At 59.1% G+C, this 21,082-nt stretch carries 26 protein-coding genes and 2 pseudogenes; 13 read left to right on the top strand and 15 right to left on the bottom strand.

The annotated features are described in order from the left end of the window. From C167_RS32155 to C167_RS0103535, 4 genes are all read left to right on the top strand, one after another. Nucleotides 1-745, top strand: a 745-nt coding sequence (locus C167_RS32155) for a cbb3-type cytochrome c oxidase subunit I (protein ID WP_017516882.1), incomplete at its 5' end; no start/stop codon positions are given. Between the two features lie 10 nt (nt 746-755). After that, nucleotides 756-962: a hypothetical protein gene (locus C167_RS0103545; protein ID WP_017516881.1), complete on the top strand. Its 207-nt coding sequence runs from the start codon at nt 756-758 to the stop codon at nt 960-962. A 136-nt stretch (nt 963-1,098) separates the two neighbouring features. Then, entirely contained in the window at nt 1,099-2,232 is a 1,134-nt protein-coding gene (locus C167_RS0103540; protein ID WP_017516880.1) for an HPP family protein, read from the top strand. Between the two features lie 55 nt (nt 2,233-2,287). Beyond that, nucleotides 2,288-3,148, top strand: a complete 861-nt coding sequence (locus tag C167_RS0103535; protein ID WP_017516879.1) for a LysR family transcriptional regulator — start codon at nt 2,288-2,290, stop codon at nt 3,146-3,148. Between the two features lie 124 nt (nt 3,149-3,272). Here C167_RS0103535 and C167_RS35010 read toward each other — a convergent pair. Next, nucleotides 3,273-3,655, bottom strand: a pseudogene (locus C167_RS35010) (phosphohydrolase); the annotation flags it as partial. A 962-nt stretch (nt 3,656-4,617) separates the two neighbouring features. Further along, on the bottom strand, nt 4,618-4,860 hold the full coding sequence (locus tag C167_RS0103520) for a hypothetical protein (protein ID WP_017516876.1): 243 nt from the start codon (nt 4,858-4,860) through the stop codon (nt 4,618-4,620). A gap of 152 nt (nt 4,861-5,012) precedes the next feature. On the opposite strand from C167_RS0103520, the gene C167_RS34755 reads away from it, so the two are divergent. Next, nucleotides 5,013-5,228 carry a hypothetical protein gene (locus tag C167_RS34755; protein ID WP_017516875.1) on the top strand — a complete coding sequence of 72 codons (216 nt, stop codon included), beginning with the start codon at nt 5,013-5,015 and terminating at the stop codon, nt 5,226-5,228. A 111-nt stretch (nt 5,229-5,339) separates the two neighbouring features. On the opposite strand, the gene C167_RS35265 is transcribed toward C167_RS34755, so the two are convergent. The 4 genes from C167_RS35265 to C167_RS0103495 form a co-directional block, all read right to left on the bottom strand. Next, nucleotides 5,340-5,474 carry a hypothetical protein gene (locus C167_RS35265; RefSeq protein WP_268744083.1) on the bottom strand — a complete coding sequence of 45 codons (135 nt, stop codon included), beginning with the start codon at nt 5,472-5,474 and terminating at the stop codon, nt 5,340-5,342. Between the two features lie 652 nt (nt 5,475-6,126). Beyond that, nucleotides 6,127-6,588: a MarR family winged helix-turn-helix transcriptional regulator gene (locus C167_RS0103505; protein WP_017516873.1), complete on the bottom strand. Its 462-nt coding sequence runs from the start codon at nt 6,586-6,588 to the stop codon at nt 6,127-6,129. A 104-nt stretch (nt 6,589-6,692) separates the two neighbouring features. Beyond that, entirely contained in the window at nt 6,693-7,679 is a 987-nt protein-coding gene (locus C167_RS0103500; protein ID WP_017516872.1) for an aldo/keto reductase, read from the bottom strand. Nucleotides 7,680-7,831: 152 nt separating this feature from the next. Further along, nucleotides 7,832-8,362: a PaaI family thioesterase gene (locus C167_RS0103495; protein WP_037005964.1), complete on the bottom strand. Its 531-nt coding sequence runs from the start codon at nt 8,360-8,362 to the stop codon at nt 7,832-7,834. 131 nt (nt 8,363-8,493) lie between these two features. Here C167_RS0103495 and C167_RS32140 point away from each other — a divergent pair, with 131 nt between their 5' ends. After that, nucleotides 8,494-9,399, top strand: a complete 906-nt coding sequence (locus tag C167_RS32140) for an MFS transporter (protein ID WP_235154283.1) — start codon at nt 8,494-8,496, stop codon at nt 9,397-9,399. A 336-nt stretch (nt 9,400-9,735) separates the two neighbouring features. On the opposite strand, the gene C167_RS0103485 is transcribed toward C167_RS32140, so the two are convergent. Then, a complete protein-coding gene (locus C167_RS0103485; RefSeq protein WP_017516869.1) occupies nt 9,736-10,635 on the bottom strand; it encodes a LysR substrate-binding domain-containing protein in 900 nt (299 codons plus the stop codon). Nucleotide 10,636: 1 nt separating this feature from the next. Here C167_RS0103485 and C167_RS32135 point away from each other — a divergent pair, with 1 nt between their 5' ends. Further along, nucleotides 10,637-11,641 carry a DMT family transporter gene (locus C167_RS32135; RefSeq protein ID WP_017516868.1) on the top strand — a complete coding sequence of 335 codons (1,005 nt, stop codon included), beginning with the start codon at nt 10,637-10,639 and terminating at the stop codon, nt 11,639-11,641. A 94-nt stretch (nt 11,642-11,735) separates the two neighbouring features. Here the strand turns inward: C167_RS32135 and C167_RS0103475 are convergent, their stop codons facing one another. The 3 genes from C167_RS0103475 to C167_RS0103465 form a co-directional block, all read right to left on the bottom strand. Then, nucleotides 11,736-12,356, bottom strand: coding sequence for a tyrosine-type recombinase/integrase (locus tag C167_RS0103475; protein WP_017516867.1), 621 nt, complete (start codon nt 12,354-12,356; stop codon nt 11,736-11,738). A 185-nt stretch (nt 12,357-12,541) separates the two neighbouring features. After that, the gene (gene grxC / locus C167_RS0103470) at nt 12,542-12,796 is read right to left on the bottom strand and encodes a glutaredoxin 3 (protein ID WP_017516866.1); all 255 of its coding nucleotides are present in this window, start codon (nt 12,794-12,796) and stop codon (nt 12,542-12,544) included. A 13-nt stretch (nt 12,797-12,809) separates the two neighbouring features. Continuing rightward, the gene (locus tag C167_RS0103465) at nt 12,810-13,328 is read right to left on the bottom strand and encodes a carboxymuconolactone decarboxylase family protein (RefSeq protein WP_017516865.1); all 519 of its coding nucleotides are present in this window, start codon (nt 13,326-13,328) and stop codon (nt 12,810-12,812) included. A 128-nt stretch (nt 13,329-13,456) separates the two neighbouring features. Here C167_RS0103465 and C167_RS0103460 point away from each other — a divergent pair, with 128 nt between their 5' ends. Further along, nucleotides 13,457-14,281 (top strand): AraC family transcriptional regulator, encoded by an 825-nt coding sequence (locus tag C167_RS0103460; RefSeq protein ID WP_026078776.1) that lies wholly within the window; start codon nt 13,457-13,459, stop codon nt 14,279-14,281. A gap of 18 nt (nt 14,282-14,299) precedes the next feature. On the opposite strand, the gene C167_RS0103455 is transcribed toward C167_RS0103460, so the two are convergent. Then, a complete protein-coding gene (locus C167_RS0103455; RefSeq protein ID WP_017516863.1) occupies nt 14,300-15,250 on the bottom strand; it encodes a GlxA family transcriptional regulator in 951 nt (316 codons plus the stop codon). 110 nt (nt 15,251-15,360) lie between these two features. On the opposite strand from C167_RS0103455, the gene C167_RS0103450 reads away from it, so the two are divergent. Genes C167_RS0103450 through C167_RS0103440 form a run of 3 tightly spaced genes read left to right on the top strand, consistent with a single transcriptional unit; the run spans nt 15,361 to nt 18,198 of the window. Further along, nucleotides 15,361-16,161, top strand: coding sequence for an SDR family NAD(P)-dependent oxidoreductase (locus C167_RS0103450; RefSeq protein ID WP_017516862.1), 801 nt, complete (start codon nt 15,361-15,363; stop codon nt 16,159-16,161). A 25-nt stretch (nt 16,162-16,186) separates the two neighbouring features. Next, nucleotides 16,187-16,951, top strand: coding sequence for an SDR family oxidoreductase (locus C167_RS0103445; protein WP_017516861.1), 765 nt, complete (start codon nt 16,187-16,189; stop codon nt 16,949-16,951). Between the two features lie 56 nt (nt 16,952-17,007). Then, a complete protein-coding gene (locus tag C167_RS0103440) occupies nt 17,008-18,198 on the top strand; it encodes an MFS transporter (protein ID WP_017516860.1) in 1,191 nt (396 codons plus the stop codon). On the opposite strand, the gene C167_RS0103435 is transcribed toward C167_RS0103440, so the two are convergent. After that, the gene (locus C167_RS0103435) at nt 18,199-18,774 is read right to left on the bottom strand and encodes a winged helix-turn-helix transcriptional regulator (RefSeq protein ID WP_235154282.1); all 576 of its coding nucleotides are present in this window, start codon (nt 18,772-18,774) and stop codon (nt 18,199-18,201) included. Between the two features lie 73 nt (nt 18,775-18,847). Between C167_RS0103435 and C167_RS32130 the strand changes: the two genes are divergently transcribed. Next, on the top strand, nt 18,848-19,117 hold the full coding sequence (locus C167_RS32130; RefSeq protein WP_017516858.1) for a hypothetical protein: 270 nt from the start codon (nt 18,848-18,850) through the stop codon (nt 19,115-19,117). Here C167_RS32130 and C167_RS33560 read toward each other — a convergent pair. Continuing rightward, nucleotides 19,029-19,388, bottom strand: a pseudogene (locus tag C167_RS33560) (inositol monophosphatase family protein); the annotation flags it as partial. The gene C167_RS32130 and the pseudogene C167_RS33560 overlap by 89 nt on opposite strands. Before the next feature lie 48 nt (nt 19,389-19,436). Further along, the gene (locus tag C167_RS0103425) at nt 19,437-19,703 is read right to left on the bottom strand and encodes a helix-turn-helix domain-containing protein (protein ID WP_017516857.1); all 267 of its coding nucleotides are present in this window, start codon (nt 19,701-19,703) and stop codon (nt 19,437-19,439) included. 312 nt (nt 19,704-20,015) lie between these two features. Here C167_RS0103425 and C167_RS0103420 point away from each other — a divergent pair, with 312 nt between their 5' ends. After that, a complete protein-coding gene (locus C167_RS0103420; RefSeq protein WP_017516856.1) occupies nt 20,016-20,309 on the top strand; it encodes a hypothetical protein in 294 nt (97 codons plus the stop codon). Nucleotides 20,310-20,668: 359 nt separating this feature from the next. Here the strand turns inward: C167_RS0103420 and C167_RS32125 are convergent, their stop codons facing one another. Continuing rightward, entirely contained in the window at nt 20,669-20,971 is a 303-nt protein-coding gene (locus tag C167_RS32125; RefSeq protein WP_017516855.1) for a hypothetical protein, read from the bottom strand. Nucleotides 20,972-21,082 lie beyond the last annotated feature (111 nt).

Below are 21,082 nucleotides of genomic sequence, written 5' to 3'. Positions count from 1 at the left end.
GCCCAAGCAGGCCGAGCGGCCGATCTATTCCTATCGCCTGTCCATCGTGCATTTCTGGGCGATCATCACCCTGTACATCTGGGCCGGCCCGCACCACCTGCACTACACCGCCCTGCCGGACTGGGCGCAGTCCCTGGGCATGGTGATGTCCCTGATCCTGCTGGCTCCGAGCTGGGGCGGCATGATCAACGGCATGATGACCCTCTCCGGCGCCTGGCATAAGCTGCGCACCGACCCGATCCTGCGCTTCCTGGTGGTGTCGCTGGCCTTCTACGGCATGTCCACCTTCGAAGGGCCGATGATGGCGATCAAGACAGTGAACTCGCTGTCGCACTACACCGACTGGACCATCGGCCACGTGCATGCTGGCGCCCTGGGCTGGGTAGCGATGATCTCCATTGGCGCGCTCTACCACATGATCCCCAAGCTCTACGGACGCGAGCAGATGCACAGCGTCGGGCTGATCAACGCCCACTTCTGGCTGGCTACCATCGGCACTGTGCTGTACATCGCCTCCATGTGGGTCAACGGCATCACCCAGGGCCTCATGTGGCGCGCCATCAACGCCGACGGCACGCTGACCTATTCCTTCGTCGAGGCGCTCGCGGCCAGCCATCCCGGCTACATCGTGCGGCTGATTGGCGGTTCCACCTTCGCCAGCGGCATGCTGCTGATGGCCTGGAACACCTGGGCCACGGTGCGCGCCGACAAGCCGGTAACGAACCTCGAAGCGGCCAGAGCCTGAGGAGAATCAGATGCTGCTGAGCCTCATCGGCCTGATCGCCTGCGCCGTTGCCTGCTGGCGAGCCTGCCGCCGGGACGCTGACGAACAGGCGGCGCTGCTGCCCTTCGCCGACGACCCTGAAGCCGCACGGCGCATGAGCGCGGCCACCGGGCGGCACTGCGAACGGATCGTCCAGCCGCTGCCGGAACCGCCACCGTCCTGCCGAATGCGCGCCTGATTTCCCAGCGTCTTTGACTTCCAGCGCTGTTGCTTTCCAGCCCCAGGGACGGGGCCTCCCCGAGTGCCGATTTCGGCACCTTGCAGGGCTCTTTCCCTGGAGCCCGTTTTTTTCAATCTCTGCTCCGGACCTTCCGATGCCTGCCCTCACCGGCTGGCGGCACCGCGCCGCCGCGTACCTGCCCGACATCCCCCATACCCGTCCACGCGAATGGTTGCGCGCCTCTACCGGGGCCAGCCTGGGCTTCCTGCTCAGCGCCGCCACCTGCGGCGTGCTGTTCGGCTCCTCGGTGGCGCTGCACTTCGCCGGTCCCTGGGCCGCCTCGGCAGTGCTGCTGTTCGCGGTTTCTTCCGGCGCCCTCGCCCAGCCCTGGTCGGTGATCGGCAGCTACCTGTGCGCATCGCTGGTGGCGCTGTTGATCGGCTTCTGGCTACCCGCCGGCATCGCCAGCGCGGCCCTCGCCCTGGGCCTGAGCCTGCTGCTGATGTACCCGCTGCGCTGCCTGCATCCGCCGGGCGGCGCGCTGGCCTTCTGCATGGTCTTCGCCTCGCCCCTGCCCGGCCAGCCGATCTGGATGGCAACGCTGCCGGCCATCAGCGGCGGCCTCGGCCTGGTGCTGCTGGCCCTGCTGTTCAACAACCTGACGCGCATGCCCTACCCTCGCCGCCGCAGCCTCGCGCCGGACAACCACCAGACCCAGGACCCGGCCCCCGGCGCGCGGGTCGGCATCCAGGCCGCCGACCTCGACCGGGCGCTGGACGAGCTGGACGGCTTCGTCGACATCACCCGTGACGATCTGGAACGCATCGTTCGCAGCACCGAGCGCCACGCCCTGCGCCGCAACATGGGCGACACCCGCGCGCGGGAGGTGATGTCGCGCGACCTGATCTGCGCCTCGCCGGAAACACCGCTCAGCCAGGCCCTACGCCTATTGGTGAAGCACCACCTGAAGGCCCTGCCGATCCTCGACGAAGATCGCCGGCTGGTCGGCATCGTCAGCCTGATCGACCTGCTGGTGCCCCGGAGCGTCTGGTGGAAACGCCTGCTTGGCGGCATCGGCCTGCGCCGCGACCGCCTGCTGGGCGAGGTGATGACCAGCCCGGTGCTGCACGTGGACGCCGATACCCATGCGGTGGAGCTGATCCCGCTGCTTTCCGATCACGGCCTGCACTGCCTGCCGGTGCTGGAGCGCGGCGAGCTGGTGGGCGTGATCACCCAGACCGACCTGATCGCCGCCCTCGAACGCGACCTGCTCAGCCACCTGGGCTGACCTGGGAAACACCGGGACGCTAAACTGGCTGCCTGATTCACGCAAAAGCTTCCGAATGGACATCGACCTCACCCGTACCTTCCTGGAAATCGTCCGCCACGGCAGCTTCGTCGCCGCTGCCGAGCGCATGCACATCACCCAGACCGCCGTCACCGCACGGGTGCAGAAGCTGGAGGCGCATCTCAACTGCACGCTGTTCGTGCGCAACCGCGCCGGCGCGCGCCTGACCCCGGACGGCGAGGCGTTCGTCACCTACGCCAACCAGATCCTGCAGACCTGGGAGTCGGCCCAGCGCGATCTGCCGCTGCCCGAGGGCATTCATAACGTGCTGCACATCGGTGGCGAGGTGAGCCTGTGCAACCCGCTGATGCTGCGCTGGGTCAGCCGCATCCGCCAGGTGATCGGCGACCACGCGGTGCGCGCCGAGATAGGCGACGGCCCGAGCCTGCTGCGCCAGCTGGAGCTGGGCGTGATGGACGCCGCCCTGGTCTACCAGCCGACCTACTGGCCGGGCATGCAGGTGGAACAGTTGCTGGAGGAGAAACTGATCCTGGTCCGCGCGCAGAACCCCGAGCCCTATGTCTATATCGACTGGGGCGACGGTTTCCGCCAGCAGCACGACAGCGCGCTGCCGGAGCTGGCCAAGGCGCCGGTATCGTTCAACCTCGGCCCGCTGGCGTTGCAGTACATGCTGGAGAACGGCGGCTCGGGCTACTTCCGCACGCGGGTGGTGCAGAGCTACCTGGACCGCAAGGTGCTGCGCCGGGTGCCCAAGGCGCCGGAGTTTAGCTACCCGACTTATCTCGTCTACTCGCGCGACCGCGATACGCAAGCGCTGCAGCAGGCCTTCGCACTGCTGCGCGAGGTGGTGGCGCAGGACCCGGACTGGTCGCAGCGCTGGGACCCGATGATCTGATGCTACCGGCCGCCACAGGAGCGAGCGCTACCTTCTCCCCCTTCAGAAGGCGGCTAACGCCCAATAGCGGACATGGACACGGCAAACGGGAACGTCGAGCGGAGCCTCAGCCCCGCCCCACGAGTCAAGCCGATTTAGCGGGGGTATACATCGACCGTTCCGGTTCCGCGAAAACGCGGCGAAGCATCGGTTCGAAGAACGCCGGCGCATCGGATTGAAGGCCGGCGCATCGTATTTCGCGCAGCACTCCACGGTGCGCTCGGAGTTCGGGTCACCCCGGAATTGCTCGCGCAGGGTGCGATACTTTTCGATCAGATGGAAGAAGAAGTAGCTCTGGAAGATGCCGTGGTGCTGCACCATCCAGAGATTTTCCTCGCTGACGAAAGGACGGAGTATCGCGGTGGCGATATCCGGATGGTTTTACGAGCCGAGGGTGTCGCCGATGTCGTGCAGCAGTGCGCAGACGATATATTCCTTGTCGCGACCATCTTCCCTGACCAGCGTGGCGCATTAACGGGCTAGCGAGGAGAATCCAGCTGTACGTCCAGGATGCTCACCCCTTTGACCGAAAGCCATGACTCTACGTCAGCCCCCGCTTCACAGGGGCTGGGCTCCATGGAAAACTCATGAACGAAGATGGTGAAGGCAACTGCTTTGATGTGGGGGATGTCCCTCGACTCCATCCACAACTCCCTATCTACTCCACCAACTCGATAGAAAACGTGCCAATGCATCTGCGCATTTCCATTCGCAGAGCCTACCTGCGCGAAGACTCACTAAGACTAGCGCCTCGCTTCGTAGAGGCAATGATGGCGGTCCGAACTCAAAACGCCATTACTCTGGCAAATCTTTTTCTTCCAGCTAGCATTTGTTCCAGCCGACGGATCGGCTAATCCAGTGATATCCCTTGTAGGTGAGATGATGTCTTGAAGCCCCGCCGCCCCAGCGGGGCTTCTCGTTGTCGGCAAAGGCGGTAGATCTATTCGCCATTCCCACCGGTCGGCCGTCAGCGCTTCACACCTTGCGCTTCGTTTGGCCATCATTATTTTAACTTAGCCGCTTCCCTAGGCGACCAGGCTTGGGGGTACTCATTCAGATTACAGACGGATAGCCATGGACATTCGCATTGAATGCATGGCTGAAGATCCGCCCGTATGGAAGGTCTTCCTCGGGACGTTCTTCTGGTCATGCAATTCCGAGCAAGAAGCCACGCAGTGGGCGAATGCCGCCGCTCAGTACATGCGAGAGCAGCGCTCACGAAAATATCGATTACCAGCTCCGCTCCCAGCGGGCGCGAGGCCAAGACAGGTTGAACGATCCCATTCGTCTACTCCCGAAGAAAGAAAATTAAAGGGTGAGCATTCTGGTCTAAAGTCCGACTGCACGACCCTTCCTTGCCGCTAGGTACCTTCCACCTAGCGGCATTTTTTAATCTCGTCGGATCGTAGGCGAACAGGCACCTGAGCTATTCACTGGAACGCCTGCACCGCAGCGCGCAGCTGCACTTCATAGCCCGTCCGTTGTTCCAGTTCGGCTAGCAGTGCGCGCACCTTGGTCTGCAGGCTGTCTCCCTTCTGCAGCGACGCCGTCGCCGAAATCGGCTCCTCGACCGCCGGCGCTCTACACGGAACCGCCACCGGGACCTTCACGCGCACCGTGCGCAACTCAGACTCGGCCTGTCCGGCGCATCTCGCCAACGCAGACAGGAACATCCATGAAAAATCGCCATACACCTCCTATCAAAGTGGTGAGCCGCCTCGCTGAAAGCGACATCGGATATCGAATAACGACAGTCCGTAGCTGTAATTGCAATCATGCCGTTAGCATCTCCATTCAAGGCAGTTGAAGTACCTTGGAGCAGTAAATGGCAATCCAATTAATACCCAACGCTCATGACAAGATTCGCAACCTTAAACTGAGCGCAGAGCCCGTCCAGCAGGAGATACACGCTCTGTCACAATGGATTGATCTCCAGGCCCCAGGTGTGGTGCCAGAAGTAACCAAAGAGAAAGTCGGGAGTCTCGCCAAGTTAGCTTCTCAGATCGACAAGCTTCTTTTGGAGCTCGAACAGCCCGGATGAACTGCTCAGAGCCCCTAACACTGTGTCGATCAGCGACTCTGCCACTGCTGCTGGGTCGCCCTCTACGCGCTCCTGCTGCAGTCGGTGGGCGGCGGCACAGTGCTGGCCAGCTTACTGATGGGTACTGGCGACCGCCTGGGCCGCCTTCGCCTCCCGCTGTTCGGCCTGGTTGACCAGCTCGCGGAGCTTGGCGCCCTGCTCAGTGACCAGCGCCAGTACGTTGTCGGGCGCCACGGTGCAGGTCATCAGTTTGTCGCCCTGCTCCTTGAGCTGCGGGGCGTATCGCTCAGAACTGAGCCATGCCCCACCGGCGGCTCCGCCCCCGACCAGAAGCCCAACGGCGAGCGCCAGCGCTGCCGCCTTCCACCCGCCAGTCACTGGACCACCTCCAGCACTGCGGCATAGCCGGCCACCCACTTCTTCCGCAGCTCGGCTCGCTTGGCAGTGATCCCCTTGTCGTATGCGCCAGGGCGCCAAGTCCGTAGGTACAATTGCCAAACGCCCGCCTCGGCGCCAAGCTCCGGCAGACGTGCCGGGTCGGTGTACAGAAGCAGACGCGCGAGTCCCCGGCGAGGATGTCGTCGTGCTCGAAGGCTTTCCATGGGCGTCCTTCGTTCCGCCACGGACTTAACTCAACACCACTCTGCTATACAGCGACGAATGCTGTCGTGTTCCTGAGCGGACTCATGTAATGCCAATGGCCGCTATGGGTCGGTAGCTGCCTCTCTTCAGCGGCAGCAATCGGCCAGAAGCAGCAGCTCGGATGTGTCTACGAAACTAGGAGCGATTCACGCCCTGGTGCCTGCGTGTCTCGTACAAATTGCATACGCATAGCAATACCTCACTCATAAAGTGATAAAGGCAATAATACGAAGCCAAATGTAAAGTTAAGGATTACTCAGAGACTTTGCTCACTCGCATTATCAATCCCGTCATCCAGGCATTGAATACCGGCGTCCAAGATGTCGTGCAAGGTCGCGACGGTCTCTAATCCGAGTTTGTCATTGAGGGCATCTTGAGCTTGCTTCCAAGCCCTCTGGCCTTCGGCCTGCTTAGCTCGGCCTGCCTCAGTGGCTACCACAACGCGACTCCGGGCGTCCCTTCCCGGCTGAATTTCAATCCACCCATGCGCCACTAATGGCTGAGTGTTGCGGGTCAACGTCGACGCATCCATTTGCATCCGCTTAGCGAGATCACCTGGGCGGATTGGGCCAAGCCTTACGATATAGGACAGCAATGCGTACTGGGTATTCTTCAAACCGGTCGCAGCGACGTAGCCATCGTAATGCCGAGTCACCATTCGCGTCAGTTGCCTGAGCTTCAGGTTGGTACAGCCTTGAGGCTTGCGGATGTTTTCCATGAGACAGACTTGCACCTACAACAGTTGTATATGCAACCTTATCCCAAAGCGCCTTAGCCAACAAGCAACATCCGGCTGACAAGCCCCTCGGGACACCTGAAAGCTTACTTCCCACCCCACACAACCGGCGTTCTCGCTGGAGCGGCTGGATTCAAACTGCTCACGACATCCAAGCGATCAATCTGCTCCGGAGTCATGTGCAAGTTCAGGGCAGCAAGGTTATCGACAAGGTGAGACAGCGACCGTGGCCCAATGATTGGTACTGAGCCGTGAGTACCTGCCCAGGCGAGTGCAACCTGGCCTGGAGTGGTGCCCAGCTCCTCGGCGATCTTGATAACGGTGTCCAGCACGTCAGTTCTCTGAGTCGAGTTTTCAGGCTGGAACACTTTCCCGCCAAGCGCTTCCGCACGCCCCGCTTCGCCTTTACGGTATTTTCCGGTCAGTAACCCTCCGCCCAGAGGCGACCACGTCACCATGCCCAGATTAAAGGCTTGAGATGCAGGGAAAATATCGGCCTCGGGCTCGCGTCGTACTAGGCTGTGCTCGAACTGAACCGCAGCAATCGGCAGGGAGCGGGTCAGCTCAGCAATCGTCACAGCCCTCGAGAGCTGCCATGCAGAGAAATTCGACAACCCGGCGTACAGAATCTTGCCGGCCCGGGCGAGATCATCGAGGCCACGCAGGATTTCATCCAGAGACGTCACACCGTCCGGGTGATGCACCCAATACATGTCGATTCGATCCGTCCCCAGGCGCTTGAGGCTTGCTTCGACCGACGCAACCATGGCCTTACGGCTATTGCCCGTGACTAGGCGGTTAGCATTGGGGTTAGCACCGTTTGTGTACTTTGTGGCCAACACAAAGTCTTCGCGGCGACCTTTCAGCAGCTCGCCTACAAGCTCTTCTGACTGGCCAAACTGATAGCTGTCAGCAGTATCAATGAAATTGCCGCCCGCCTCTGCATAAGCGTTAAAGAGGCTCTTGCTGACTTCTGGATCAGCTCCATGCCCCCAGCCCGTGCCGAAATTACCGGTTCCAAGGGTTACCTGGGATACCCGCAACCCAGTATTTCCAAACGCAACGTACTTCATATTCAAACTCCGACTCCAGAACTGACTATATCCAGTGCCTCAGAGCAGTTAGCTTTGAGGCAGTTAAGCTCCGCTCAAAGCAAAGCTCCAAGCAGTTGAGGTTCTTCCTTTAACTACACACGTGAAAGCGGGTGAACTCAGCCCGCCGAAACTCAGGCGCGATAATCGAATATCAAACACGTGGTAGTAGCGTGCGCATAAAGCTTGCCGTCTGGGCCAATAATGCGGCCCTCCGCTATGGCGACCTGTCGCCCTACCTGGATGACCTTCCCTTCTGCACGCACCACCGCGACATCAGCAGTCAGGGCCCGCACCATGTTCACCTTGAGCTCCAAGGTCGTGTAAGCCTTCCCTGCAGGTAGCGTGGTGTGGATCGCACACCCAACCGCTGAATCGAGGATCGTTGCGTACCAGCCGCCATGAACCGTTCCCATGGGGTTGTAGTGCCGCACCTGCGGGCGGCCCTGAAAAATAGCCTCACCTGGGCTCATCTGTATCGGTATGAAGCTGAGGGTGTCTCCCATCGGTGGCTGTGGGAGCTCACCATCGAAAATCGCGTTGAACATCTCCATACCAGAACGACTGGAGACCTCTTCGGCGGATGCCACGCCAGGAGATCTGAGGCGAGCTCGAACCCTCTCCTCCTCAGCAAGCCAGCGAACACTCTCGTCGAATCCTCCCATCAGCTCCCCCTAAGCAAACAATTGTATATACAAATGTTGTAGATACAATAATTCAGTGTGAGCGCCTCAGCAAGCCCCTGTTTGGCCCGAGCCGCTCCAGCCAAGAAACGAGCAGAGCTGCTCGTGCCGCCATGAATCGCGGCATTCGTAACTGCATGAACACCTCGCTGATGGACAGCCCTGAAGCTTTTCAAGGCTGCCTTCATGACGAGGTACAGGATTCATTTGCTAGAGATGAACAGCGCATGAGCGACGACCAAATGCCGCAGGTAGCTGCTATCCGAACCGATAGCTCGAACCCTGCTTCGAACATCACGACGCTGCACACAGGTGCTGTGCTCCTTCTCGCAGCACTGGCAGCTATGGGGGCACTGGCAACGAACATCATCCTGCCCGCATTCCCTTCAATGGCACGCGACCTGGGAGCCTCAATCAGCCAGCTGAGTGGAACGCTGAGTAGCTTTTTCCTAGTGTTCGGACTGGGACAGTTGGTAGTGGGCCCGCTATCGGATCGCTTTGGCCGGCAACGCCTGGTGCTGTCCGGCTTGGCCATTTTCATGCTCGGAAGTGTCGTGTGCGCATTGGCAGATTCTCTACCCGCACTCATTGCAGGGCGGAGCATTCAGGCGTTGGGCGTGTGCGCTACAGCAGTGTTATCACGTGCCATTGCTCGTGACTTGTATGACGGTGAAGAGCTGGCACGAGCCTTATCCCTAACCATGGTCGCTATGGCAGCTGCTCCAGGATTCTCCCCATTGATCGGCGGCATTTTGAGTGACGCGATAGGGTGGAGAGCTTTGTTCATCATCATCGCGATGGTGGCGTTGGCACTAGCGCTGATTTACAGAATGCGCCTGGGTGAGACACATTCACCGGACAGGCGCTCGCCGCTGTCGGTAGAGGCGGTCTCTCGAAGCTATGCCGCGCTGATCCGCGACCGCAGGCTGATGTCCCCACCCTGCTCGCCCTGCCCCCGTATACGATGCTTGGGGTCGTGCTCGTGGGCGCGATGGCTACTGCGTTCGTGTGCTTCTTGACTGCCGAATAACGACCAAGGCAGAACGGCTGAACAAGTCGCACCGGGACTAAACTGCAGCCACAAAAAAGGGGAGCTTTCGCTCCCCTTTGTGTTTCACCGAGTCCTAAGGAAGGGTGCAATCCGCTTCCGACTTAAGCTGACGCCACCCTGAGGGCACCTGGCCGCTCCACTTACTTCATCTGGACAAAAACCTTGCCTTTCGCTCGCCCCTGCGCCAGATAAGCTAGCGACGGCATTATGCGGTTGAGCAACTTGATCAGGGATAGTCGATGAAGAATGCCAGGCTAATACACCACGGCGAGAGCGCCGCCAACGCTTGCGAGCCCACCAGGGATCACGCGAGCAGACGCTCCTCTTCGGCCCGCTTGATCAACCACTGTTTGAGGATGGCTGCTGCCGGACGCAACTGTGTGCCCCGCAGGTGCACCAGGAAATAACCCTTACTGACTGGTAGGGTCAGCTCAAAAGGCTCTATGAGGGAACCGTCTTGAACCTCTAGCTGGGTAAGAATTGAGCTACTCAAAACTACCCCTTGGCCGTGACGGGCAGTCTCTATAGCCAATATGGATTGATCGAAGTGCTGGCTTGGAATTGCAGAAATTTGGGCTTTAGACAATCGAGTGTGCATTTCCAACCACTGAGGCCAATGAGGCAGTAAGGTGGTTTGAAGGAGTGTAACTCGCACCAGATCCTCGGGGTTGTTCAGTGAATGCTTCCGAGCATAAGCAGGTGCGCAGTAAAGTCGAGCCTCGTCAGCGTAAAGCAGTGTCGAGTCTAAGCTGGGGTCATTGCCGTCAAAATAGCGGATAGCAAGATCAACTCGATCACGCTCAAAGTCTATCAAGGTTGTCGATGCACTCAGGTGCAACGAGATATCCGGTCTGAAGCTGAGAAAGTCTCCCATTCGTGAGGCGAACCATTTTGCGGCTAGGGTTGGTGGCATGGACAACCACACCTCGTTTGCCTGATCCATACGCAACTCATCACTGGCCCTCTGAATTCGCATCAGCGAAGCCTGGATATCTTCCCAATAGCGGATAGCCGCAATTGTTGGCTGTATTTGCCTTACTGAACGCACGAACAATGCAGTGCCCAACCATGCCTCGAGCTTCTGAATCTGCTGCCCTATGGCGCCAGGGGTGACATGAAGCTCTCGTGCCGCCTCACTGAAGCTGTTGTGTCTCATGGAGGCGTCGAATGCCACGAGCGCTTTGAAGGGAGGGAACCGATTCATAGTGAAGTTTTTCTATATCATGGCCTTCAGAAAGTCGATTGTCTCACCCCAGGAAGCTGTTTTAAATAGCGAGCTCACGCTGCTTTGGGATTGCTCAATGAACAAGCTGGTCTACCCCGCCTTTGGCCTTTTAGGACTGATTTGGGGAACTAATTTTATCTTCATGAAATGGGCTGCCGTGCTGATTTCACCCATCCAAATCGTTCTACTCCGCGTTCTGTTCGGCTTCCTCCCCATCCTTCTCCTGGCTATATCACGTAGGGCCTTGAGCTGGTCAGATCTACGGCAATCGCATCACTTCATCGTCATGGCACTTCTAGCTACGGCGCTTTACTACCTCGCCTTCGCCAAAGGCACTGCGCTGTTACCATCAGGCATCGCAGGAATGCTCAGTGGTGCCATACCTCTATTCACATTTCTGACAGCATTTCTCTTTTTGCGCCAAGAGCCCATCACTCGGATGACCATCACAGGGCTGGTCATTGGCTTCTTCGGTGTGATGCTGATAGCCCGGCCCTGGAACGCCTCTGCTGACGGTATCTCGCTCAGTGGCGTGCTATTCATGATCGGTGGGTCTCTAAGCCTTGGCTGCTCGTTTGTGTATGCGAGAAAGTTTCTGGTAGATAAGAATCTGTCCCCTCTCGCGCTCTCGACTTATCAAATAGGTTTTGCGCTGCTGTTACTCCTGGTGACTACCAGCTTCGATGGTATGGAGCGGATCACAAGCGAACCTGTCGCCTTGACTGGCCTAGTCTTGGGTCTAGGCGTCATGGGCACTGGGGTTGCTTACGTTCTGTACTATTTTTTAGTCCAGCAGCTCGGGGCGCTCAAGGCTGCAGGGGTGACTTACGTCCCACCGGTAGTGGCGTTGGCAATTGGCACCATTCTTGTGAATGAGCCTATCCACGCCTCGGATCTGCTGGCACTGGCTTGCATCATCGTCGGGGTCTACGTTCTGCAAAAAGGGAAAACAGCGGCACCGCCAGTGCGTGAAATAAAGCCTTGAGATCCTTGAACCGCGTCGACTTTCCTAGACACTTGATGACTGTCTTTGGCCGGTTAGCGACGGCCTGTCCTCGACCGTCGCGATGAGTGCATGCTCAAACTTCGGTCTGTTCCGCCATCTCCAAAGCATCATCGACCTCAATCCCGAGGTATCGAACGGTGCTCTCCAGCTTCGTATGGCCTAGCAGTAGTTGAACCGCCCGCAGGTTCTTCGTCCTCCGATAGATAAGTGATGCCTTCGTACGTCTCATTGTGTGAGTGCCATACATGGCCGGATCCAGGCCGATAGCTTGCACCCAGCCTTTGACGATTCGAGCGTATTGACGAGTTGATAGATGGTCTGAGGTATGCAGCCGGCTCGGAAAAAGGCAGTCCTCGTCACGGAGCTGAGCGTGATGTATCCAGGCGGCGAGAGCAGACCGTGTTTGCTCTGTGATCTCGAACTGCACTGGCCGGTGCGTTTTTTGCTGCATCACCATGGCTCGTGATGATACATGCTCGCCATGGGCGACATCGCGCACACGGAGCTTGGTTAAGTCGCAGGCTCGAAGCTTGCTGTCGATGGCTAGATCGAAGAGTGCTAAATCCCGGGTTCTTTCTGCAATTTGAAGCCTTACTCGTATGGCCCAGATATCTCTCAGTCGGAGCGGGGCCTTCTGCCCGACCAATTTCCCTTTATTCCAGGGCTCACGGCTGCAGGTAGCGATGATGTTCATGACAAATCCTCCACATGGGGGAGGACAAGGATGGCTAGGACATGGGCGCTAACCGGCCAAAAGCTGTCGCTCGACGACTACTGGATTAGGGCAGGTACGAGCCTGGCGAGATAGATCCGTAGGAATCCAGAGGGATCGAAATGCCCCAGATAGGAAGGCTATCTGGGGCATTTGAACTATCAGCATCAGGGCTGCAGCAACAAATCTAATTCGCCCCTACGCTCAAGCCCAGCCAGGTCGTCAAAACCACCGACATGTACGTCACCAATGAATATCTGCGGCACCGTTCTGCGCTGAGATTTTTGCATCATCTCGGCTAAACGTTGCGGTGACGCCTCCACGTCAATTTCGACGGTGACAACGCCCTTGTTTGCCAGCAGCCTCTTGGCACTCAGGCAATAAGGACATTGCTGAGTTGTATAGACGGTTACCGTGTTCATGGTGATTGACCTTCTAGTGGGCCGACGGCGGGAAATCGATAGCCGTGCCAGCAATGTTGTTCAGGTAGTTGGTCAGGGTTAGCAAGGTGACTTGGGCCACCACCTCGATAATCTTGCTGTCGGTCAGGCCCGCTTCATGTGCGGCGGCGATTTGCCCATCGCTCAGTTGGCCACGGCTTTCGGTTATCTGCCGTGCCAGCGTGGCAACAGCGCTGAGTGAGCCCGAGCGCGCCTTCTGAATTTCGTCTGCACTCAGGCCAGCCTTGCCTCCAAAGAATGTGTGAGCGGCGATGCAGTAGTCGCAGCCGTTGACTTCGGAGGTGGCCAGTGCGGCAACCTCGCGCTCGGCAACGCTCAGCGAGCTTTTGCCCAGCGCTTGGGACAGGGCCAGGTAGCCATTCAGTGCGGCCGGTGCGTGGGCCAGTGTCTTGAAGGCGTTGGGGATGAAACCGAGACCTTTTTGCACGCCTTCGAGGGCGGTGCGCGAAGCAGCGGGGGCTTGTTCCAGGGTGAGAGCGGCGATACGAGTCATGGGTGTTCTCCAGTAGGTTGAGCAGTGAGCTTGTCGATCAAGCTTGGAGCCCATACTAGAAGTCGAAACTTCACTTTCGGATTCAGATCGTCGATGTTATGCAACAGATCGTCCAAATTGAGTCCGCCATGGATCGCTTATCCGTTCTGCTTAAGCACTTCAATCCACACGCCGCCACCTTCCATCAAGGGGCGTTCTGTGGCGTTACTGATATCTACGGACAAGGCAGTTATGGCCATGCCCATCTGCTGCGCTCCGGACGCTTGAGCTTCAGGGACAAGCACAATCAGCTCATCGAGCTGGTAGAGCCGAGCCTGATACTCGTGGCGCGGCCGTTGCAGCATCAGTTGATTGCCACTGAGGTGGATGCTGCCGAATTGGTCTGCGCCACCTTGCACTTCGATGGTGGGGCCAACAACCCGCTGACCCTGGCATTGCCGGATTACATCGTGCAGCCGCTCAGAGAACTGCCAGGGCTCACTGGCAGTCTCGACTGGTTGTTTGCCGAGGCCTTCGGCGAAGAGTGTGGGCGCGATGTAGTGCTCAATCGCCTCTTCGAACTGATGCTGATCCAGCTGCTTCGCCATCTCATCGCTAATCGCAGCATCACTTCGGGAATGATGGCTGGGCTAGCTAACCCACGGCTGTCTCGCTCGCTCACGGCGATGCACAATGATCCGCAGCGCACCTGGTCAGTAGCGGATCTGGCCACGCTGGCGAGTATGTCGCGGGCAAGTTTCGCGGCGCATTTTCGCCAGGTGGTAGGCGTGACTCCTGCAGAGTATCTGACCGATTGGCGCATCGGCCTGACACAGAAGCGCTTGCGTGAGGGGCGGCCCATTGCCGTGATTGCAGGCGAGGTCGGATACGAGAGCCCCTCGGCACTGGCGCGAACGTTCCGCCGTAAGGTGGGCAGCAGTCCGAGTGAATGGCTGCAGCAAAAGGACGCCTGAGCGTGTTCAAACGAGTGATTAGAGGCTTACGCCTCGGACATCCCGTCGTATCGCTTGCGGCGGAACACCAAAGCCGCGGATGAACACTTCGCGCATATGGCGACGATCACGGAAGCCGGTCTCCTTGGCGATCACGTCCAGTGAATGACGGCTCTGTTCGATCATCACCCGTGCCGCCTCAAGGCGCAGACGCTCGATGGCCTTGGCCGGGGATTGCCCGGTTTCGGTAGTGAACACGCGAGTGAACTGGCGCGGGCTGAGGTGCACGGCCTCGGCCAGCTCCTCGACGCTGAGCGGTTTGTGCAGGTTCTGCCGGGCATAGTTCAACGCGTTCTGGATGCGGTCGGATTTCGGCGCAAGGCTGAGCATTTCCGAATGCTGCGATTGCCCGCCCGAGCGGCGCTGATGCATGACCAGCTTGTGCGCCACCGAACGCGCCACTTCCGGTCCAAGATCCTTTTCCACCATACCGAGCGCCAGGTCTAGACCGGCGGTCATGCCCGCGGAGGTCCACACACTGCCATCGATGATGAAAATGCGATCGTCCTCAACGCTGATCTGCGGGTAGAGGCGCTGCAGAGCGGCACCATATGCCCAGTGGGTGGTGGCGCGACGGCCATCGAGCAGGCCGGCCTGGGCCAGCACAAAGCCGCCGGTGCAGATGCCTGCGACGCGTCGCGCTTGTTGCCCAGCCTGTCGCACAAACGCCAAGGCCGCCTCACTTGGCGGCGTATCCAGTGGCGTATTAACCCCGGCGATCATCCAGGTGTCGGCCAGACCCGGACTGTCCAGAGCCTGGGTTTCGATCCCCAGGCCCAGCGACGAGCGCACGATGCCGCCGGTGAGGGAGAAAAATGCGATGGAGTAGAACGGCGCTTCGGCCACGATGTTGGCGTATTCGAAAACGGTCTGGGTGGCGAGCGACAGCACCTGGAAGTTGTCGGAGAGTAGGTAGCCGATTCTGTGCATGGTCAGGTCTCGTTCTAGCGATGTCCTAAAACATGACTGTATACGTCATTTAGGTCTTTTCCAATTCTCGCCATGCTGTGTCCCAAGCCCACCCCACTTGGAGACACGTCATGAGCAACCCATCGAAAGGCACCGCACTGGTCACTGGCGCATCGTCGGGTATCGGTGCCCTCTACGCTGAGCGCCTGGCTCAGCGTGGTTATGACCTGATCTTGGTCGCCCGTAATCGCGACCGTCTGAACGACCTGGCACGCCGCATCACCGACGATACCCAGCGTGTGGTCGAGGTGCTGCAAGCCGATCTCGGCGACACCCAGAGCCTGGCCGCTGTCGAGGCCAAGCTCAAGGACGATGCGAGCATTACCCTGCTGGTCAACAACGCCGGCATCGGTACCCATACGCCGCTGCTCGACAGTGACGTCGGCCTGATGACACGGATGATCGACCTCAACGTGACCGCGTTGATGCGTTTGAGCTACGCCGCGATCCCCGGATTTGTTGCACGCGGCAACGGCGCGATCATCAACATTTCGTCCATCGTCAGCATCGCTCCGGAAGTGCTCAACGGCGTGTACGGAGGCAGCAAAGCGTTTGTCACTGCCTTCAGCCAGTCGCTGCATCACGAACTGGCCGACAAAGGTGTGCGTATCCAGGCTGTGCTGCCAGGGGCGACCGCCACCGAGTTCTGGGACAACGGCGGTCTGCCGCTGGAACATCTGGACCCCGCCATCGTGATGCCGGCCAGCGCCCTGGTCGACGCCGCACTGATCGACTTCGAGCGCGGTGAGCTGATTTCCATTCCATCCCTGCATGACGCCAGCCAATGGCAGGCCTACGAGTCCGCTCGCCAGGCCATGTTCAGCACCCTTTCCACTAACCAGCCTGCGCCGCGCTACAGCGCCCAGCATTGATCGAACCCACCTCAGGAGAACCAGCATGAAACTCAGCGGCAATACTATTTTTATCACCGGCGGTACCTCTGGCATCGGTCGCGGCTTGGCCGAAGCTTTCCATAAACGTGGCAACACCGTGATCATTGCCGGGCGCCGTCAAAGCCTGCTGGACGAGATTGCTCGCGCCAACCCCGGCATCGACACCGTGGTGCTGGACATCAACGATGCACAGCAGATCAAGCAGGTGGCGCAGCAGGTGATTGAGCGCCATCCCAACCTCAACGTGGTGATCAACAACGCCGGCATCATGCCGTTCGACAATGCCGCTTCGGGTGATCTCGACGACGAGCAGGCGGTCGGCCTGCTGACGACCAACCTGCTGGGGCCAGTGCGTGTCAGCGCCGCCTTTGTCGAGCATCTCAAGCGTCAGCCGGACGCTACCATCATCAACAACAGCTCGGTGCTAGCGTTTATCCCGATTGCCGTCACGGCGCTGTACTCGGCGACCAAGGCCGCAATCCATTCCTACAGCATGTCGCAGCGTTTCATGCTGCGTGATACCAGCGTCAAGGTGCTGGAAATCGCGCCGCCATGGGTCGACACCGACCTGATCCACAAAAGCGGCGACCCACGTGCCATGCCGCTGGATGCCTTTATTGCCGAGACCCTGGCGAAGCTGGAAACGGCAACCACCGAGGTGATCGTCGATGGCATCACCGCGCTGCGTGCCAATGTCGGCCCCAACGAGCACGCCCTGGTGGAGCAATTCAACCAGTCGCTCATTGACAACCCCATCCCGGTTGCCTGAACCCGGCGCCCGATCTCTTCATGAGGTCGGGCGTTTCTGTATTTCTGGAGAGCACCATGCACAGCTCCATCTCAGCGGCTGATCGCCTGTCGTTACGCCTGCTCAGCCTGGCCTACTTCGTCCAGGCGGTCGGCGCACTGTCGGTGGTCGGTAGCCTGGAGGCGATTGCCTCCGCCTGGACCTTGAGCAACGCGCAGAGTGCGCTGCTGATCACTGTGTTCGGCGTAACCTTCGCGGTTGCCGCGCCTTTGCTGCAGATGACCTTGGGCCATCTACGCCGTCGCTTGCAGGTGTTGCTTGGACTGTCGATCTTCAGCGCGTCGGCACTGTTGTTTGCTGTCGCGTCGAACTATGAAACGTTGCTGTTGGCTCGGGTACTGATGGGGCTGGGAGCAGGCTTTATCGGTCCCGTTCTGGGTGCCCTAGGGTCGAATCTGGTCGCGCGTGAGCAACAAGGTAGCGCCATCGCCATCGTGCTGCTTGGGTTGAGCATCGCCGGCCTCGCCGGAATGCCGATCAGCGCCTGGATCGCCCATGAGTTCGGCGCGCGCAGCCTGTTCTTCGGCATTGGCGCCAGTGGCCTGCTAACAGCAGCGATGATTGGGCTGTGGGTGCCAAATCGCGTGGAGGGACAACGCGCCGCGCTAACCGATGTGCTGGCATTGCTCACACACGCCACCACGCTCAGTGCGTTTCTGGTGGTGTTCTTCGTGACCTCGGGTGTATTCACCACCTACGCCTTCCTTGCTCCGATTATTGGCAACGATTTCCATGGCAGCGCAAATGACATCACCCTGGCGCTCGGCGTGCTGGGAGTGGCGGGTGTGCTGGGCAATCTGCTGGTCACGCGTATGGCATTGCGAGCCAGTGCCGAACGTTTGCTGTTGCTCGGCATCGCACTTCTGGCACTGGACCTGTTAGGCCTGGCGGTGATGCCAAGGCAGCTTGGTGGCTTGCTGCTGGCCCTGGTGGTCTGGGCGCTGGCGACCGATATTGTGTGGCCCTCGCAACAGCGCCGTATCGTCGAGCTGATGCCCGAACAACGCGGCATTGCCCTGGCCCTGACATCCTCGTTCATGTTCGGTGGCATTGGCCTTGGCTCAGCTGCCGCGGGGTGGATCTATCCCGTGTTCGGCTACACCGGCTTACTGGTTGCCTCGCTGATGTTTCTACTGCTGGCCTTCGCCAGCCTACGTTTCTCCGAGCGCAGTGCTCGTGTGCAGGCACCCGTTTCTGGGCTGATCTGATCAGCGACTCATCTCGGCCTTCTGCTGAGCGGCCTGACGCAGCCTCTCCAGTCGCTCATGCGTCGACTCATCCGCGCCAGGGCCTGGGCGCAGGCTGAGATCTTCCAATGCGAGTGGCATACCGCTGATATCCGCGAGTTGGACCGGAGCCAACGTTGCGCCGGTCTTGCGATTGATGGGAATCAGCGGTGCACCTTCTGCCAGTGGGTTCCACTTATCACCCCACTGCAGCATGGCAATGATGATCACGTGAAGAGCTCGTCCTTTCTCAGTCAGGGCGTACTCGGTACCGCTGCCGACGGTGTTCTTTACGAGGATGCCGTAGTCCTGAAGCAGCTTCAGGCGCTTGGACAAGATTCCTTTGGATATCTCCAGGTTGCGCTGGAATTCATCGAACTTCGTCGTGCCCCAAAGCAGCTCGCGGATGATCAGCAGGTTCCACCAGTCGCCCAGTACATCCACCGAGCGGGCGACCGAACAATTGCGATCCTCGAAGGTAACTCGCTCCACGTGCAGATCTCCAAATGGATGGGGCGGACTGGTGCTGCTGATAAGAAACCAATTGACAGGTTTCATCATAGCACCTAATTTCTCGCCGCATGGTTCTGTAATAGAACCTAAAGATAGCCGCCCCCTTTGAGGTCACCCCATGATCAAGCAACTTTTAACTGCGACGGCTGTTCTCGTCGCCGTCACAGTGCAGGCCGAACCCCACGACAACTGCATCACTAGTGAACTGGAGGACCGCCTGATCACGGCGGATCTCGCGGTTGCCGCCGGCAATTGCCACTTGGGCCGTGCCAGTGATGAAAGCCAGGCGGTGTCGGCGTTGGGCACCCTTCTAGCACAGGCGCATACACCACACCGAGAACAGGCTGAGCATTTTCAAGTAGTCCTACCGAAATGGCAGAGCCCTTGAACCCCTTCAAAAAGTCAGCAGTCCCATCGTTAGGATCGACCACCCAGCAGAACGGGGCACCGGTCAGCGAATATCCTGTTTCCTCGCCCCAGAAATCCCCATCCAATAGGTCAAGCAGGCAAGGCCGCAATAGAGCCTCGATTTCTACATCAACATCCGCTTTATCACCTGCACCACGAGGTCCCTCAGGACGCTGCCACTCTGCGACTAGAAGCTCGCCAGCCCTAGTGACCGCCTGGATGACCCCGGAGAGCACCGATGAATAATCCATTTGCTTTCTCCAGCGCTCATCCAGCCTCAAGAACCAGCATGCAGCCGCTCAATGCGGAGTCTTCGGCACAATGCCGACCTGCATGCCAAAGGGATTAAACACACTGTTCAACGTCTGAACCGTCGGGTTGCTCTCATCCAGTTCAAGCTGTCGCAAGGCACGCAATGACAGTTTGCACATCTGTGCAAATCTGGCCTGCTGCAAGCCAGTCACTTCCTTGCGCAGGCGTCGCACTGCTCCTCCAATCGTGATCTCGCCGCTAGCCAACTGCTGCTGCAGCTCATTCAAAATGCGATTGCGCTCAAGAATGTCCATTTAGACCAACCCCCACTGAAGCATCCGCTGCTGGAGATTTCTCAGGGCTATACGCGGGTGACTCATCGTTGAATCGGGAAGCCTTTGTGCACTCAGCAAGTCAGGTAGCGCGAGGAAGTCCTGTGCTGCCAACTACGCAGACTACGCAGACTACGCGCTCAGGCTCCTGGCATTTGGCCCGGTATGAATAGTCTTTCCCGCCTCACACCCACCACGACGCATACTGGCACTACACATCTGCCAGCCGAGCACTCTCACCACCCAGCCAAGGAGGTCGCCATGTCAGCCAGATAATCCGTCAGGAGTCATGACATGGCCCGCACCTACCGTCGCCGAGTCTGCCAGTACGACTATGTGTATGCCCTCTGGGACATCGAAGAGGTCAACTGGGACCCGAAGTCCGTTGCCGTTCGCCAGCGCCTGGCACGCTTTCACAGCGACAGTTTCTCCAGTTGGCGCAAAGGTCCGCCGCGAAACTTTCGGAAGGTTGACGACCGCAAGCTTCGCCGGGGCAACCAGGTGGCACTGAAACACTGGCTGCACCGGCCCTATAGCGAACCACTGTTCATGGATATTCGTCGCTGTCCCGCCTGGTTGCCTATGTAGACCGGCCGTACTGCAATGCTGTTAGGAGCAGATCGCTGAGCATTGGTCAGGCAACGCTTGTGAAACCTACTGTCAGTTCACTGGTTCAAATCCCAATAGCGCAGCTATTCCACCCAACCAAAATCAGCCGTTCAACCACGGTTTTTCTTGTACCGTCCTTGACGCTCGCAGAATCCTTCCTATGTTTAAGCACTGAGAAAGCCAGACAGCATCGGACCTCGGCCCGGTCCCGGCTTGATCCCCAAGGCGCCTAGGGTCCGATCCTGAAATCTAGGTCGGATCCCCCCGGCTCCACCAAATCCAAAGAAAAAAGGCGCTGAGCCTCAAGCCCAGCGCCTTTTTTCTTGCCCGCGATTTGCCTAGAGCGTCAGGAATCCCAGCCGCGGCATCAGCGGTTCGGCCAGTTCTTCCGTCACCACTTCCACGCATGGCTTGCGCAGGCGAAGCCGTTCGGCGTTGCACAGCAGCGGGCCGTCTTCGTCCGCGCGGCCCAGCGGGTCGTCGATCAGCACGCCCTTGATGAGCCCTTGGCGGAACAGTTCGCGGATGGCGAAGAGGTTGGCTTCGCGGGGACCAGTGAGGTCGCCGATGGATTTGAAGTCGGTTTCCGTGAGCTGGCTGAGCACGGCGGTCAGCTGGGCCTGGGAGGGTTTGCGACTCATGGGGTACTCCGGGGCGAAGCGGGGGAAAGCGTAACTATCGACGGCAAATATTATCGCGGGATTAGCGGTCTGAAAGGCCGACCTTGGTCGGCTCGTCAGAAGAATCTTCCG

The sequence above is a fragment of the Pseudomonas nitroreducens TX1 genome (genome assembly GCF_000313755.1).
Taxonomy (GTDB): Bacteria; Pseudomonadota; Gammaproteobacteria; order Pseudomonadales; family Pseudomonadaceae; genus Pseudomonas; species Pseudomonas nitroreducens_A.
The sequence above is the reverse complement of the archived record's forward strand: the minus strand, read 5'-3'. Positions and strand labels throughout refer to the sequence as shown.